12 protein-coding genes and 1 pseudogene are annotated in these 16,214 nt (G+C 27.4%); all 13 read right to left on the bottom strand.

The annotated features are described in order from the left end of the window. A pseudogene (locus AJ930_RS06600) lies at nt 1–736 on the bottom strand (DUF2972 domain-containing protein); the annotation flags it as partial. Between the two features lie 12 nt (nt 737–748). After that, nucleotides 749–1,423: a D-glycero-D-manno-heptose 1-phosphate guanosyltransferase gene (hddC, locus tag AJ930_RS06595; protein WP_070275040.1), complete on the bottom strand. Its 675-nt coding sequence runs from the start codon at nt 1,421–1,423 to the stop codon at nt 749–751. Then, entirely contained in the window at nt 1,411–2,016 is a 606-nt protein-coding gene (gmhA2, locus tag AJ930_RS06590; protein ID WP_070275039.1) for a D-sedoheptulose 7-phosphate isomerase, read from the bottom strand. The genes hddC and gmhA2 overlap by 13 nt, the downstream gene beginning before the upstream one ends. A 20-nt stretch (nt 2,017–2,036) precedes the next feature. After that, nucleotides 2,037–2,294 carry a hypothetical protein gene (locus AJ930_RS10350; RefSeq protein WP_010790671.1) on the bottom strand — a complete coding sequence of 86 codons (258 nt, stop codon included), beginning with the start codon at nt 2,292–2,294 and terminating at the stop codon, nt 2,037–2,039. 19 nt (nt 2,295–2,313) lie between these two features. After that, entirely contained in the window at nt 2,314–3,273 is a 960-nt protein-coding gene (locus tag AJ930_RS06585) for a class I SAM-dependent methyltransferase (RefSeq protein ID WP_013463607.1), read from the bottom strand. After that, on the bottom strand, nt 3,261–4,280 hold the full coding sequence (hddA, locus tag AJ930_RS06580; RefSeq protein ID WP_070275038.1) for a D-glycero-D-manno-heptose 7-phosphate kinase: 1,020 nt from the start codon (nt 4,278–4,280) through the stop codon (nt 3,261–3,263). The genes AJ930_RS06585 and hddA overlap by 13 nt, the downstream gene beginning before the upstream one ends. Next, entirely contained in the window at nt 4,277–5,308 is a 1,032-nt protein-coding gene (locus AJ930_RS06575; RefSeq protein ID WP_070233790.1) for a GDP-mannose 4,6-dehydratase, read from the bottom strand. The genes hddA and AJ930_RS06575 overlap by 4 nt, the downstream gene beginning before the upstream one ends. Nucleotides 5,309–5,319: 11 nt before the next feature. Then, nucleotides 5,320–6,381 carry a GDP-L-fucose synthase family protein gene (locus AJ930_RS06570; RefSeq protein ID WP_070233792.1) on the bottom strand — a complete coding sequence of 354 codons (1,062 nt, stop codon included), beginning with the start codon at nt 6,379–6,381 and terminating at the stop codon, nt 5,320–5,322. Next, nucleotides 6,374–7,528, bottom strand: coding sequence for a GDP-L-fucose synthase family protein (locus tag AJ930_RS06565; RefSeq protein ID WP_083263163.1), 1,155 nt, complete (start codon nt 7,526–7,528; stop codon nt 6,374–6,376). Before AJ930_RS06565 ends, AJ930_RS06570 begins: the two co-directional genes overlap by 8 nt. Then, the gene (locus AJ930_RS06560) at nt 7,528–8,073 is read right to left on the bottom strand and encodes a dTDP-4-dehydrorhamnose 3,5-epimerase family protein (RefSeq protein WP_070275037.1); all 546 of its coding nucleotides are present in this window, start codon (nt 8,071–8,073) and stop codon (nt 7,528–7,530) included. Before AJ930_RS06560 ends, AJ930_RS06565 begins: the two co-directional genes overlap by 1 nt. Further along, nucleotides 8,073–9,323, bottom strand: coding sequence for a protoporphyrinogen/coproporphyrinogen oxidase (locus AJ930_RS06555; RefSeq protein ID WP_070275036.1), 1,251 nt, complete (start codon nt 9,321–9,323; stop codon nt 8,073–8,075). The genes AJ930_RS06560 and AJ930_RS06555 overlap by 1 nt, the downstream gene beginning before the upstream one ends. Beyond that, a complete protein-coding gene (locus tag AJ930_RS06550) occupies nt 9,320–12,919 on the bottom strand; it encodes a capsular biosynthesis protein (RefSeq protein ID WP_070275035.1) in 3,600 nt (1,199 codons plus the stop codon). Before AJ930_RS06550 ends, AJ930_RS06555 begins: the two co-directional genes overlap by 4 nt. Then, nucleotides 12,912–16,214 carry a CDP-glycerol glycerophosphotransferase family protein gene (locus tag AJ930_RS06545; protein ID WP_070275034.1) on the bottom strand — a complete coding sequence of 1,101 codons (3,303 nt, stop codon included), beginning with the start codon at nt 16,212–16,214 and terminating at the stop codon, nt 12,912–12,914. Before AJ930_RS06545 ends, AJ930_RS06550 begins: the two co-directional genes overlap by 8 nt.

The following is a 16,214-nucleotide window of genomic DNA, read 5'->3' as shown; positions in this document are numbered from 1 at the left end:
ACACAAATTCATAATTATCAGGCAAAGGCAAATTCATTTCCCATGCAAGTTCAGCTGGTATGTTTTTATAGTTTATTTTTTCTTTTTCATCATTAAGTTTTTTAGGATCAAGTAAAGATGGGTAAAGATGGTTTTCTTTTTTGTATTTTTCATTAAAATCATTTGACAATAGCCATTCTTCTATAAGGTTAAAATTCTTTATAAAATAATCAAAATTATGAAAGATATTTTCTATAATAGGTTTATAGTCTTTATGGGTTTTTAATAACTTTTCTATTTGTAAAATTTTTTCCAAGAATAAAGATTTATTGCTTAAAAGATCTTTAGGAATTTCTACATCATATATTTTAAATTGATCAAATGTTTTTTTAAATATTTGAAATTCTTTATTGGCTTTTTTTATATTTTTAGCTAATGTAAAAATACTTCCTTTATACCAAGTTTTAAAAGTTTTGATTAGAACTTCACCTAATATATAAGATAAATGAAATTGATATTTTAAAGCTTGTTTATAATCAGGACATTTTTCTAAGTTAGGATATTTTAAAGAAGGAAAAACTTTGATGGTTTCTTGATAGATTAATTTTTCTTTTTTATATTGTTTTATAATGCTATAAAACTTTTTAAATAAGCTTAAGCACCCCCCCCCATTTTTATTATATTCGATCATAGTTTGACCAAGTTTATAAGCTAAATGGTTTTTTATTCTTTCTGTGGCTGATTTTGGGTTATACATAGGGTTTCTCCTTTAAAAATGGCTTTGGTTGATTATAAAATTATGATAATCCTCAGGCACGCCAATATCTATAAAATAATCATCAAAAATTTCAGCCCTAGCCTTTAGTTTTTTATAATTTTCTTGCAAAAATTCTTCAAAAGAAAATTTTTCCTGCAAAGCAAAATCTTTAAAAATATCTTTAGTTAAAAGATAAATTCCACCATTGATCAAACCTTGCTTTTTAAATACCTTTTCCTCAAAAGAAAGCACAAAACCTTGCTCATTAACATTTACTGTGCCATATCTATCAAAATCATTCATTTGTTTTAAGGCAAGACAAATTTTACCTTCATTTAGCTTTAATTTACTTAAATCTATGTCAAAAAAAGTATCACCATTTAAAACATAAGTCTTGTTTTTTATAAATTTCAAAGCCTCTTTTATAGCTCCACCCGTTCCTAGAGGCTCTTTTTCTATACTGTATTTTATTTTTATACCTAAAAACTCATCTTTAAAATATTCCTTTATCACTTCATATTTATATGATACTGCTAAAATTACTTCTTTTATGTCTTGCTTTTTAAGATACTCAAAAATAAATTCTAAAAAAGGTTTATCATTTATCGGTGCCATAGGCTTTGGAATGTCCTTTATAACACTTTTAAGTCTTGTTCCTAAGCCACCGCAAAGTATTATTGCTTGCAAGAAAAACCTTTACCAAAAAGCTCTTCTTCAACGATAGCACAAATAATATGCCCTATTAAAATATGCGCTTCTTGAATTCTTGGCGTGCAAGTTGAAGGCACTTTTATACAATAATCACAAAGTTCATTCATCGCTCCGCCATTAGCTCCACTTAAGCCTATACTTATGATTTCTTTTTGTTTGCAAAACTCTAAAGCTTTTAAGATATTTTTACTATTTCCACTTGTTGAAATGCCTATAAAAACATCTCCTTTGACTCCTTGAGCTTGCACTTGTCTAGCAAATAAATTTTCATAACCATAGTCATTGCCAATAGCCGTTAGCACACTAGTATCTGTCGTAAGTGCGATACTTGCAATACCAGGTCTATCAAAATAAAACCTACTTACAAATTCTCCTGCGATATGCTGTGCATCTGCTGCGCTACCGCCGTTTCCTGCAAGTAAAGTTTTGTTACCATTTTTATAAGCTTTTATGACTTCTAATGAAGCATTTTTAATAAGAGTTATCAAATTCTCATCTTTTAAAATTTGCTCTTTTACCAAAATTGATTCTTGAAAATGTTCTTTTACATAAGAATTTAAATTCTCCATAATAATCCTTTTATAACTTCTCAATATTGTTTAATTAAATCAATTCCATGAGCCATTTTTAAAATATCACCTTTATATTCATTTTTATTCATAAAAACTGTAATTTCATTTTCAAAAGCATATTTTTCATGAGATGGAATTGTCATAATAAGTAAGTCTATATTCTTTAATTCCTCAACAGTTGGAAATTTAATTTGAATATCTGAATTAATCATATATTTACCAACTTTTTCTTTGTTAATTTCAAAAGCTTTGTTAATTTTAGAAATATTATTCATATCAATATAATTCAACAAGCTATGCGACTGAACCCCCCCCCCCATAAAGGGCAATAGTATTATAATGTTTTAATATAGTATTAAAATTTATTATATCATTGAAAATTTGATGTTTTAGAGAATTGTTATATAAAGAATAAAAATATTTTTGATTATTTGATATTTTTTTTCTAAAGAATAGTCCCATATGCTGTTCTTCGAAATAATAAACCTCTTCAACCAACTCGCAATTTAGTTTTTTCATAATATTAGCAATAACACCTTTTTGATAATATCCGCAATGATCATGATATAAATCTATAAATCTGCGAAATTTAAAAATATCATTTGCATTTGGAACTTCTATATATATCATTCCATTTTCCTCTAACAAATCAACAACATCTTGAAGAAAAGTTAGTGGAGTATCTATATGCTCTAATAAATGTCTAAAAATGATAAAATTAATTTTATGTTTTAATTTGTAAACAATATTTTTATCAAAAAAACTTTTAACATGGATAATATTATCACAAATACAATACTTATCCGATAAAGTTGAAGGATCTATGCTATAGCAAATTTGAGCCTCTTTAGATAATGCCAATAATAAATCTCCTTGACCTGGAGCAATTTCTAAAAAAATATCTGATTTTTTACTATACTTTAAAATAGAATCTTTTATTTTTAAAATATGTTGACTTAGTCTATTTGTAAAATATTTTTGCTGATAATAAGTATTATCCTGCTCATATATATTTTTAATTTTATCAAATGAAAAACTTTTATTAAAAATATATCCACATTCAACACATTGAAATAAATCAATATGTGCATTTCCTATGCAATATTTTTCTTCATTGCAATGAGTTGGATAATTATTCAAAATAGCAACAGATTCATATATATTTCTTTTAGAATGAATTGATATTTTATTTTGAATTCCATAACACAATGGACACTTTATTGCTTTTTTCTCTTCCATTTTTATAATTTCCATGATTTAACTCCCTCTTTTGTAAATGAAAAATCTTGCACATAACCTTGCTCTTTGCTTAAAGCTTTGATTAGATTGTATTTTTTAGTAGGATCTACAAAGAAAAACATAAACCCACCTGCTCCTGCTCCACTAGTTTTGCCACTATAAGCTCCATTTTGCATAGCTAAATGATAAATTCTTTCAAGTTCGTCATTACTAACGATTTCTGAAATAATTTTTTTTGACTGCCAAGACTTGCCTAAAATTTGTGCCAAAGTATCAAAATCCGCCTTAAACAAAGCTTCTTTCATCTTTATAGCATCTTGTTTTATGGCATGCATAGCTTCGAGAGATTTTTCATCTCCAAGTTTTCCTTTTTTATGCTCTTCTATATCTTTTGCTTCTCTTGTGATATTTGTAAAATAAAGTACAGTTCTAGCTTCAAGCTCACTAGCTGTCCAGTTTTTAATACGCAAAGGATTAACAATTACTCTTTTATTATCATAAAATTCCATAAAATTAAATCCACCAAAAGTTGCAGCATATTGATCTTGTGCTCCACCTACTATGCCCAAATCTTCTCTTTCTATCTCATAAGCAAGTTTGGCAATTTCGTATTCTCCTAAAGGAAGATTAAGCCATTCTGCAAAAGCCTTTATAACCCCTACAACTAAGGTTGAGCTTCCACCTAGTCCACTACCACTTGGTACATCTGAATAAGTGTGCAAAGAAAAACTTAAAGGTTTTTTTGTAAAATCTTTTACAATGCGATTGTAAATGCTTTTAAAAATATCTAATTTTCCATCATTTTCTAAGAATTCTCTGCTTTCGTATTCAGAGTAAGAATTTGTATCAGGCGAATCAAAAATGATTTTTCCATCTTCTCTTTCGATCAAAGTGCAATGTATATATAAAGATATAGTTGCATTTAAAACATAGCCTGTGTATTTATCACAATATAAATTTATATCAGTCCCTCCACCTGCTAAACCAAGGCGAAGAGGAGTTTGCGTGCGTATAGTTTTCATCTATTTAATGGTATCCTTCCTTTTTTTATCTCATCTCTCCAATGATTTAACAAGTCCTCAAACATTTTTCTAGCTGGAATTTGGGGTTTCCAGTTGATATAACTTTTGATTTTTGTGTTATCAAACATTTGATAATCCGCATCAATAGGACGCAATCTTTGCTCATCTTGTTCTATTTTTATATCTTTTCTTGTAGAAAATTCTAAAAGTATATCTATAACTTCAGGAAGTTTAAAGGCTTCTTCACCTGCTATATTAAAAGCTTCGCCACAAGGAATATTTCTTTTTTCACTTTCAAGAGAAAGTAGATAATAAGCTCTTATAGCATCACGACAATCTTGAAAAGTTCTTACACTAGATAAATTTCCCACCTTAATGACAGGCTCTTGATAGCCCGCTTCAATCAAAGCAATTTGTTTTGCCACCGTGCTTTCAAAAAACACATCAGAACGTCTTGGGCCGCTATGTGTTCCCATTCTTGTAACAAAAGTGCGGATATTATAAGCTTCGCCATAAAATTTTCCCAAATAATCAGTGCCGATTTTGCTTATGCTATAAGGACTTGCACCGTGAAAAGCTGTTTCTTCATTGAGTTTAACACCTGCTTTTGCTTTACCATAAACTTCACTTGAAGAGCAGATATGCACTACAGGGTCATATCCATCTTTTGCCTTTAAAATTCTAATGTTTTCCAAAATATTTGCTGTGCCTATTATGTTAGTCTGTAAAGTTTCAATCGGTATATCAAAAGAAGTTTTTGGATAAGACTGAGCTGCTAAGTGAAAAATCACATCAGGCCTTTGACTCTCGAAAAGTTTTTGAAGACTAGAGTAATCATTTAAATCTGCATAAAAAATACTGATTCTATCTTTTTTATTTATTCTGTCGCTTAAATGATAGATATTATCCATAGGTTCTTGCCAACGCATCATACCTATAACATCATAGTCTGTATTTTCTAGCAAGAAATCTGCCATTTGTGAGCCAACTTGCCCTGTAAATCCTGTAATTAATGTTGTTTTTTTCATGATTTATCATCCTATTGTCTTATATTTTGCTCTTTTAAATACCATTCATACATCATTTTAATGCCATCTTCAAGCTTGATTTTTGCCTTCCAACCTAGAGAATTAATCCTCTTGCAACTTCCTAATTTTTTCATTGTTCCATCTGGTTTATTGGTATTAAAAACTAAATTACCGCGATATTCAACAATGTGTTTAACAAGTTCTGCTAAATCTTTAATACTTATATCTTTGCCTGAGCCTATATTTATATGTGTATTTCTAATTTCTACATCATTGTTTTCATATAAATCATTGAAATTTACTTTTTCCATAACATGCACACAAGCATCAGCCATATCATCAGCGTGTAAAAATTCTCTCATAGCCTTTCCGCTACCCCAAATTTCAACTGAATTTTCTGTAACACCAAATCTATTTAAGTAATTTTTAACTTCACTTTCATCATTGAAATTTAATAAATATTGCACTTTGGCAATGCCTTCTTCTTGCAATACTTTAGCTAAGTGCATTTTTCTTATAAAGGCTGGTAAAACATGTGATGTTTCTAAATTAAAATTATCATTTGCTCCATATAAACTACAAGGCATAACTGAAATAAAATTAGTCTTATACTGTAAATTATAACTTTCACACATTTTAAGACCTGCTATTTTAGCTATGGCATAAGGTTCATTTGTGTATTCTAATTTACTTGTTAAAAGATATTCTTCTTTTATGGGTTGCGGACATTCTCTAGGATAAATACAAGCAGTCCCTAAAAATAATAACTTTTTAACCCCATTTAAATAAGATTGATGAATAACATTGTTTTGTATCATTAAATTTTGGTAAATAAAATCTGCTCTATAGGTATTATTTGCTCCAATTCCACCAACTTTTGCTGCGGATAAAAAAACATATTCTGGCTTTTCTTTTACAAAAAAATCAGCCACAGCTTTTTGATTTGTTAAATCAAGCTCAGAATGAGTTCTAAAAATTAAATTACTATAACCTTTATTTTGTAAATTTTCAATAATTGCCGAACCTGTTAAACCCCTATGTCCTGCTATATAAATTTTAGAATCTTTAAGCATTGCAAACCCTTTTTGTAGAATTTGCAAAACTACAAATATTATTTGCAAAAAGAGACTTGATATTTGTAAAGATGGAGTATTCAAAGTTTAATACCCCCCCCCCGTTGTTATTCTTATACCATTCGTACATCATTTGAATTCCTTTTTCTAAATCAATTTTATGTTTCCAGCCTAAAGAATGAATTTTTGAGCAATCTGTAAATTTCTGCATTACTCCATCTGGACGATTTAAATTAAAAACTAATTTTCCCTTAAATCCTACTATATTTTTGATTAATTCTGCTAATTCTTTGATAGTGATATTCTTATGTGGACCTATATTTAAATGAGTATTGATAATCTCAGTATTATCACTTTTTAAATCTTTAAAATCTATATTATTCATAATAAACAAGCAAGCGTTTGCTAAATCTTGACTATGTAAAAATTCTCTTGTCGGTTTTCCGCTACCCCAAATTTCAACATTATTCTCATCTACACCAAATTTTTTTAAATAATTCTTAGCTTCTTCAATGGAATCAAATTTTAAATCATTTAACAAGTCCTCGTATCGCTTTTCATTTAAAAGCTTGGCTAAATGCATTTTTCTTAAAATTCCAGGCAATACATGAGATTTTTCAAGATCAAATTTGTCATTATTACCATATAAATTTGTAGGAGTGATTGCTATAAAATTTGTATTGTATTGCAAATTATAACTTTCACAAAGCATCAAGCCTGAAATTTTAGCGATTGCATAAGGTTTGTTAGTATACTCAAGATCTCCACTTAACATTTGCTCTTCACTAGTTGGCAATGTTGCATTTTTAGGATAAACCGTAGTTGAAGCTATGAAAAGTAGCTTTTTTACTTTATGTAAATAAGCATTATGAATAACATTGCACTCTATCATTAAATTTTGATGAATAAAATCAGCACGATAAGTATTATTAGCTAGAATTCCACCCGCTTTAGCTGCTGCTAAAATAACATATTCTGGCTTTTCTCTCTCAAAAAAATCAGCCACAGCTTTTTGATTTGTTAAATCGAGCTCAAAGTGAGTTTTAAAAACAAGATTTTTATAACCTTGTTGCTTAAGTTCATTAAGTATAGCACTACCAACAAGACCACTATGACCCGCTATATAAATTTTAGAATCTTTTTGCATCATTTATCCTTACTCATCGCTAAAATATCACGCTCTGAAAGGATAGGAGAATTTGTTGGCCAATCTATACCAATTCTTTCATCATTCCATGCATAAGTAAATTGATCATGCACATCCATATATTCTCCTAAATAAGCACATTTATAGTAATACACTGCACTTTCACTACTAACATAATGAGCATTTCCAAAACCTGCTGGAACTAAAATGATTTGCTGATTATCTTGATTTATGATGAATCTTTCATGCTTCAAATAAGTTGGTGAATCTTTTCTGCAATCAACCACAACTTGATGCACTTCTCCATAGACGCAAGTAGCTAACTTATAAGTTTTTACATCGCCATGGATACCGCGGATAACATTATGTTTAGAATGTATGAATTTATCGTGTATAAATTTTAATCCATTTGGCAAAAGATTATCTATAGCTTCACTTGTAAAAGCTGTCCAAATTTCACCTCTTAAATCTCTAAATTTGTTAGGAGTTATAATATACACTCCTTTTAAAATTTTTGATTCTTGTATGTCAAATTCTATTGCCATTATTTTCCTTTATATTTTTCTTTTATAACTTTAGCTAAATCAATAGACCTTTTAATACACACATCCATATTATAATACTCCCATTCACCAAAGCGACCATGAGAAATTAAATTAATAGATTTCAGATATTCAATTGTTTTTTGTTTTGATTTAGAATAATTTAAATCAAAAAATACGTACGCATGCTCTGTAACATTATAATCAAGTGGTTTTTTCAAAAATGGTATTTTTTGCCCTTCTTGTGCTAGCTTATTATAAGAAATCTCACCTATAGCTTCTGTGGTGCAAAATTTTCCCTTTGGTTGAACTATGGAACCTGTATTAGAAATCCTATGAAAACCTATGCTTGGATCTGGAATATAACCCCAAGTAATATCTAAACTTCCATCTGTCTCCCAAAAAATATTTGTAACTTTATTGTATTTAAGTTTTTTAAAATAATTTAAAACCTCAACAGGGATATTTTTCAAAATTTTAGGAATAAAATCTAAAGGACTTGTGTTTATCAATATATCATATTTTTTTTCACCATTAACAAGCCATTGGTTATTTTCCTTTTTAATCTCCCTTACTTCATAATTTGTAAGAATATTAACACCCTCTCCTATAGCCTCTATAAAAGTATTTTGATTATTTGTTTTTGGATAATAAAAAGCAGCATGAGACATTTTATCAGTTGCTTTACCAATCAACGACTTATAAAAACTCTCTTTTGTTGGAACTGGGAGTTTCATTTGCTTTTCATCCTCTATCCATACATTATCCATATTTTTTGGCTCAATGCCCCAAATTTTAGTATTATAAGGTATAAAATACTCTTGTGCTAAAGTTGGACCAAAGTGATTTATAAACCATTCTTCAAGATTATTTCCTTTTTCATACGATGCACTAAACATTTCTTTTGTAATCTGAAAAGCTAAATCTGTTTTAAAACTATCAATTTCTTTAATGGAAAATTCTATAGGGTATGAAACCCAATTTTCTTTAAATAAAATTTCAGCTTTTCTAGGTAGGTAATTCCATTTATCTTTACTTAATACAGTGTTAAAAACAAAATCTAAAACATCGTTAAATTTAGAATTAAAACAATGACCGCCGTTAACATGATAAGGCTTACCATCTACATCTTTTGTCCTAGCAATACCACCTACAACATCGGATTTTTCTAAAACTTCAATTTCAAAATCATCTTTTAAAAGCCTTGCAATAGACATGCCTGATATGCCGGCACCTATAACTCCTATTTTCATTTTTTTCCTTTGTTTTTATATTCTTTTTTAAGTTTATATAAATCAAACCAAAATTTAATATATCCACCCTTATACCAATTTTTATGAGCATTTATTAAAATTTTTCCTAAACTATAAGAAAAATATCTTTTTATTTTTTGAGATTCATAATAGTCATAATACATTTTCAAATCTTGAATTTCACTTAATTTTTTATGCAAAATACCTATTTTTAATAATCTAAATACAAGCACCAAATAATCTAAATTTTTGCATTTTACCATAGCCTGTCCCAATTTATAAGACAAATGATTCTTAACTATATCTACAGCTCCTATAGACATGATATATTTCTGACTTGACAATAACTCAAAAAAATTTTCTATAGATTTTGCCAACTCAACATTATCTTTTTTTAACTTATCAAGATCTTTTAATAAAACTTGCTTAATATCTGGAATTTTTAAACCCCTAATACATAAAGAATTATTAAAATCTTTTAATTTAAAATTTTTATCATACAAAGGATAGCATTTGATATTATTAACAACAAGCCAATAATGCAATAACTGGTGTGGAGAAATTTTAAGAATTGGAAAATCATTAAAAAAGAATAATCTTTTATTTAATTGAGCATATTCCCAAATCGACATCCAAAGCCTCATGGACTCCCTAGGACCAGCAAATTTTTCTCCTGCTGGACCTAAATGTCCTTGCAATTCAAGTATTTCATTTGAATTCAAAACCTCCAAAGACTCTATTTTTAGCTGCCCTTCATGATCTCTATCAGGTCTAGTTGCCACTATAAAATCATACTTAAAATTATTCTCTCTTTCATATTCACATAAAAGCTGATAACTTCTATAAATTCCATACCACATTTTACTTCTATTGAGTGTTTTTTTGTATTTTGCTTCAAATTTTTCTGGATTTTCCAAGCAAATCTTTTTAAGATTGTAAATCCCCTTAAAGTCACTTTTCTTAATATCTATAAAATACTCTTTAGATAGACTTTTAAAAACCTCAGGAATTATGCTCTTTAATCCTTGATTTGTTCTAATCTCAGATGGACATTGATTAACTACATTATTAGGAAAAAATTTACTAATCCAACAACCATTACCACCAAGACCTGCCCATTTATAAGCTTTATTCCAAGAAAAAATAAATACATCCGCATTTAAAGGTTTTATAATAGTTTGTTCAAGATTTTTTAAGCTTGCTATAAAATCCCCTCTCATAGCCCCAAAAATACAAACAGCAACTCTTTTCTTTGTTTGCAAATGTGTATTATTTATTAAGATTTTTTTTAATTTTTTACTCAAAATATCATAATAACAATTTCCGCCAACCGTATTTAAAAATTCTTCATGAAGTTTATTTAAAATTAAAATCATAATTTTATTATTTTGAAAAAATTGCTCACATGGGAAAAGATAATCAATTAAATTTTTTATACAAAAAGCTTTTAAAATTTTATCGTTGCTGTTTAAAACAATCTTTTCTAATAAATAAAACGCGTCGTTTAAATATTTCATTTTATCATTTTGTTCTATGATATTTAAAATCATATAAGCAGCAATATAGTCATTTTTTATTTTATAAGTTTTTGAAAGCAAATGCTCAAATTTTTGCTCTAAAATTACCTCTATTGTTTCAATTAGATCAAGCTTTGATAAACCAAAGCATTGTAAAGATTGCTTATGGTCTTTTATCTTATTCAAGGCTTTTCTTAATTTTCCAACTGAAAATAAAAAAATTATATATTCCTCAAATGTATTATCTTTAATAGCATATTCATCAAATATTTTTTCCACTCGGAAAAAATTCCAAGCCTGTTTATATTGTTCTATATTTTGCCTCCTTTCTTCCTTTTCAATAAAAAATTGTACATTATTTTTAAACCCGATAAAACTTTCACTGCTAAAATCACATACAAAATTACAATGATATAAAGCTTGTTTATAATTTTTCTTATAAAAATGTATTTTTGATAAAACATAATTTATACTAGGATATTTAGTTATATCACATTGTTTTGACAAGGAAACTAAATTTTCTATCTCAGAATGATTTGTTAAACCAACATAAAGAAAAAATAAATTTTTAAAGAATAACTCCTCATTTAAAATTAAAATTGATTTAAATTTTTCTTCAAGTTTAAATAAATCTTTTTTTAAAGTATAACAATTTGCCAAATATAAATCATAAAAAATAACATTATCCTTATAATACTCCATAGCTTTTTGAATATGGGTTATGGATACTTCTACATTTAATTTTAATTCAATTGATAGCAAATATAAACAAAAATACGTATATGATTTTCTTATTTTAGGAGATAAATCTAAAACATCTACATTTTTCAATAATACATCATATCTTTCTTTTGATGTAAAATGAGTAAAAATGTTTATCATTTGCGCACTACCTATCGCATGTGCAAATCTAGAAAACAATGAACTACCAGCCCTATAAATCCTTAAAGCCTTAGACATTAAAGACATTTCAAAAAAACCCATTTGGGTAATTGAATATTGCTTTCTATCTATTAAATCATCTACAATATAGATATTAATTTCAGAATTATTGATTAAATTTTTAGAAAATTTTTGAAGTTCTCTTAAAAGGTATAAATCATCGCCGAATAAAACAATGTTTAAATTTTTATTTATCTCTTCTTTAACAACTTCCAACGCTAATTCAACTGGAAAAACTTTAAAATAACAAGCTTTTTGATACCGTTTACTTGCCTCACCATGTATGATATCCCCACCTCTTAAGTGCAAAGCAATAAAATCTCCAATTTGACTTGAAATTTGGTTAGATAAATTTAGAATCAATTGCACAGGTTCTGAAAAATCTACCATAGAAAAACATTCTTTAAACTCCTTATGATATGTTTTCTCCTCATAATCATCAAACCCATATCCAAGAGGAGCATAATATCCCCAATTATTATGATAAGGTTTTTGCTTTAAAGACTGAATGTTTCTATCCTTAAAATGGAATAATCCACCTCCACAATTTAAATAACCATTATATGAATGTTTTTCTATGAAATCTTTAGAGAAAATTAATTCTTCGCTATCTAGCCTCATCCCTGCTAAATTATCATTTTTTTGAAAATCGTGATTAATCTCTTTCCAAATATATCCAAAATCAAAACCTATTTTTCTTGCAATAACCATTCCATTAACAAAAGCATACATTCTAGAGCCTAGTGCATCTTCTCTTGCGGAGATAATCAAATCTGTAACAAAAACTTCTATTTTAGATAAACTCAAACAACCACACCCATTAACACTTATTTTAATATATCGAGTTGGCTGTTTTTGCACGTCATAGATATCTTTAGCATTCTCATTTTGTTTAGATAATTCTAACCAATCTTTTTGATTAGATGAAATTTCAATTTTTAGTTGCAATTCTTCTTGATTATGTAAAATTTGAATATTATAAAATTTAATACATTTACATGGAAATATTCTTCCTAAATCAACCAAGCACCAAGGGCTTTCTTCAACTTCGGTTAGAATCCCTTCTTCATATGATTGTTTTTTATTAGAACTGCTCTTAATAATAGCTTTTGAAGCCACATTTAACATGTCATTCATAATTATCACCTTTTAATAAAATATTTAATCTTGACATTATTTTCAAATTATATTGAGTATAATTAAAAATTTTATTTTCTATTTTTCCACATAAAAACCTCTCCATTCCGCTAATCAGTCCATTTACATTATTTTCAACTATTAATCCTCCTCTATTATCTAAAACACTAACATTCCCCGGTATATCTGTAGCAACAATAGTTTTATTTAAAACTAGAGCCTCTAGTAAAGTCATAGGCTGTCCTTCGTGGTTTGAACTCATCACAAAACAATCCGCTTTTTTTAAATATGGAAAAGGATTAAAAATTCTCCCAAGTAAAAAAACTTTTTTATCCAATTTCAAATCCTTAATCAATTTTTCCAAATCTTCTTTTAATGGTCCTTCGCCTAAAATCAAAAGAAGTGTCTTTGGATATTTATCATTGATCACTTTAAAAGCCTGTATAAGCTTGGCTTGATCTTTTTCAATCGAGAGTCTAGCTATATTTATAAAAATTTTATAATCTTTTTTAAAATACTTCTTTTCAAGTTTTTTATCTAGCTTTTCTTTTGATTTTTCTATAATATCTTCATTGTTAATCATATTTTCCAAAAAATCAAATTTAGTCTCTTCAATATTATATTTATAAGCTAAATTTTTCTTATTTTCCTCATTTGTTTGTTTTGAAACAGAAAGGATCTTTTTATAATTTTTATAGCATTTGAAATTTTGCTCAAGGTAAGGAAATTTTTTCTCAAATTCCCCTTGCATATTATTATGTAAAAAAATCAAATTATTATTTGCACTAGAAAATAACTTTACCCAAAATACATTATAACCTTCAAAATTAATCACTGCTTTAAATTTTATATCTGCATATAATCTCCTAAATTCTCTTTTATAATTTTGCAAAGATCTTTCTTCATCAAGATTTTCTTTTTCTGTATAAAATTCTTCTAAAGTTAAATTTAAAGATCCTACTCTAGGCAATACTTTGATATTTTCAGACACTAATTTAAATTGTTCTAATCTTTCCTTATGAGAATAAATAGAATTAGGATCTATAGATACAAAAATATTAAAATGCGAATTTTGCAAATGATGTATTAAATTTTTAAAAGAACTTATAATACCATTAGGTATAAATGGGCCTGTATAAAATAAGATATTGTTGCAAACTTCATTATTTTTTCGAATTTCAGCATTATCAAAAAATATCGATACCACTCTTTCGCAAGATTTCCCATTTTCTAAACTATAAAATTTACGTTTTAACCTTGCTAAATATAGATCATCTTTTACAAATAAATTTTCCAAGTTTAAAACTTCTTTTACTTCTTCTATTGTCTTGCAAATATGATGTGTTATCTCATCTACATCAAAATACAATCCTCTTTCTTGTTTATAACACTCATAATCATAAATATAACAAATGATAGGTTTTTCTAAAACCATAAAATCAAACATTACAGAAGAGTAGTCTGTAATCAAAACATCTACAATAGGCAACAACTCATTCATTTCTATATAAGATGGAATCAAGACATCCTTAAATAATTTATTTTCAAAAAGGTGTTTGATTTCATGATGAACCGATAATAAAACTTTAAAATTACTTTTTTTGAGCTCTAAAATATCTCGTTTTAAGCGTTCAAAGTCAAAATACTGAGTATTTAAACCACCTCTCCAAGTTGGCGCATAAAGTAAAACTTTTTGACTCTCTTTAATACCTAGTTTTTGTTTTAATTTAGCATTTTGTTTTAATGATAAATCAACCCTTGGATATCCCGTTAAAACAGATTGTCCTTGAAATAAATCTTTAATTTCATAGTCATTTTCTAAAATATCCTTTGTATATAAATTTGGATGAATTAGGTGTGTAGCATGTAAAAAATTTCGTTGGGTATTTGCATGCTCCATAAAACCAGATTTTATTTTTTTACCCAAATATTTAATTGGTATGCCATGCCAAGTATTTAAATATTTCTGTTCTTCTTTTCTAATAAAATATTCAGGAAAAGTGACATTATTAATCAAATATTTTGCACTTGCCAAATATTTGAGATATAAATCACTACCTCTTTTAACGCAAATAACATTTTTCATTTTTTTAAATTTATTTTTGACAATACTTAAATCATTAACTACCCATATGTGAGTAAAATCTTTAAAAGTATTTTGCTCTAAAAGATATAAAAATATTGCATAAGGATTACACGACATTGACTTTCCATGAAAACTCTCATACAAAATTATATTGTCTATAATTTTTAAGTTTTTATAACACTCAGTATAAAAAACTCTTCTTCTAAGATTTTTATCCTTTAGAATATCTTCAGATAACCCATAAGGTTGATTTTGAATAATTTGAGATTGTAATAATATTTCACTTAACTTTTTATATTCTTGTAAAGCATTTAAACATTTGCATAAACGAAAATATAAAAATGGGCGATGAGTATTGCTTCTTTTTATTGCATTTTCATAATAAATACTAGCTTCTTCATATTTGGCCATTTTTTCTAAAACAATACCTAGTCTATAGTGAAAATCGCATTCTTGATAATTTAGCTCTAAAGCTTTTTTATAATATTTTTCAGCTTCTTGGTAGTTAAATAATTTTTCAAAACTATAAGCTATGTTATATAATAACACATCGCTACACGAATTTTTAACATATTTATAAAAATCTAAATAAGCCTTATTTGCTTCTTCCCAACACTTATTACTTTGATGAAATATTCCTATTCCTAAAATTTTTGAATTTAAATCATCATCATATTTAATTGCATTTGCATATAAATATTTTATTGATTTAGAATCTGTTTGTCCGTCACGCTCATAACAAAACCCGGCTTTGTAATATAAGTGAGAATCTTTTGTTTTACTATGTTTTATAGCTAATTCATAATATTTTGCCGCTTCTTGATATCTTCTCATGTTTTCAAGAGCTAATGCTAAATCTTTATATATAAAAAAATTACCACCTTTTTTTTGCATATACTTTTTTAAATCTTCTACCTCTTTCCACCATAATTTTTGCGGAATAGAAGTCATAGAATTTAAATGATTTTCCGTCTGTTTCAACTGTATATTCCAAGAAATTTTAGAAGGACATAATATCAAAGCTTTAGCTATATATTCATTAGCCTCTTTCCATTCACACAATTTAAAATAACACATACCGAGCTTAAAATAAGCCTGTGCATTATTATTCTGTTTTTCTATAGTTTTTATAAAGAAACACTTAGCCTGTGAAAATTTTTTTTTATGATATAACCATACTCCACAAATATAATAAAACAAAAAAAACAT

This window comes from Campylobacter sp. BCW_6871, from assembly GCF_001762325.1.
Classification (GTDB): Bacteria; Campylobacterota; Campylobacteria; order Campylobacterales; family Campylobacteraceae; genus Campylobacter_D; species Campylobacter_D jejuni.
Note: the sequence above shows the minus strand (reverse complement) of the source record. Positions and strands in the feature narration are given on the sequence as shown.

Coding starts and splice junctions, on each gene's coding strand:
- hddA (WP_070275038.1), bottom strand. CDS start 4,280: ATGAAAACTATACGCACGCAAACTCCTCTTCGCCTTGGTTTAGCAGGT.
- gmhA2 (WP_070275039.1), bottom strand. CDS start 2,016: ATGGAGAATTTAAATTCTTATGTAAAAGAACATTTTCAAGAATCAATT.
- AJ930_RS06570 (WP_070233792.1), bottom strand. CDS start 6,381: ATGCTTAAAGATTCTAAAATTTATATAGCAGGACATAGGGGTTTAACA.
- AJ930_RS06545 (WP_070275034.1), bottom strand. CDS start 16,214: ATGTTTTTTTTGTTTTATTATATTTGTGGAGTATGGTTATATCATAAA.
- AJ930_RS10350 (WP_010790671.1), bottom strand. CDS start 2,294: ATGAATAATATTTCTAAAATTAACAAAGCTTTTGAAATTAACAAAGAA.
- AJ930_RS06555 (WP_070275036.1), bottom strand. CDS start 9,323: ATGAAAATAGGAGTTATAGGTGCCGGCATATCAGGCATGTCTATTGCA.
- AJ930_RS06560 (WP_070275037.1), bottom strand. CDS start 8,073: ATGGCAATAGAATTTGACATACAAGAATCAAAAATTTTAAAAGGAGTG.
- AJ930_RS06575 (WP_070233790.1), bottom strand. CDS start 5,308: ATGAAAAAAACAACATTAATTACAGGATTTACAGGGCAAGTTGGCTCA.
- AJ930_RS06550 (WP_070275035.1), bottom strand. CDS start 12,919: ATGAATGACATGTTAAATGTGGCTTCAAAAGCTATTATTAAGAGCAGT.
- AJ930_RS06585 (WP_013463607.1), bottom strand. CDS start 3,273: ATGGAAATTATAAAAATGGAAGAGAAAAAAGCAATAAAGTGTCCATTG.
- AJ930_RS06565 (WP_083263163.1), bottom strand. CDS start 7,528: ATGCAAAAAGATTCTAAAATTTATATAGCGGGTCATAGTGGTCTTGTT.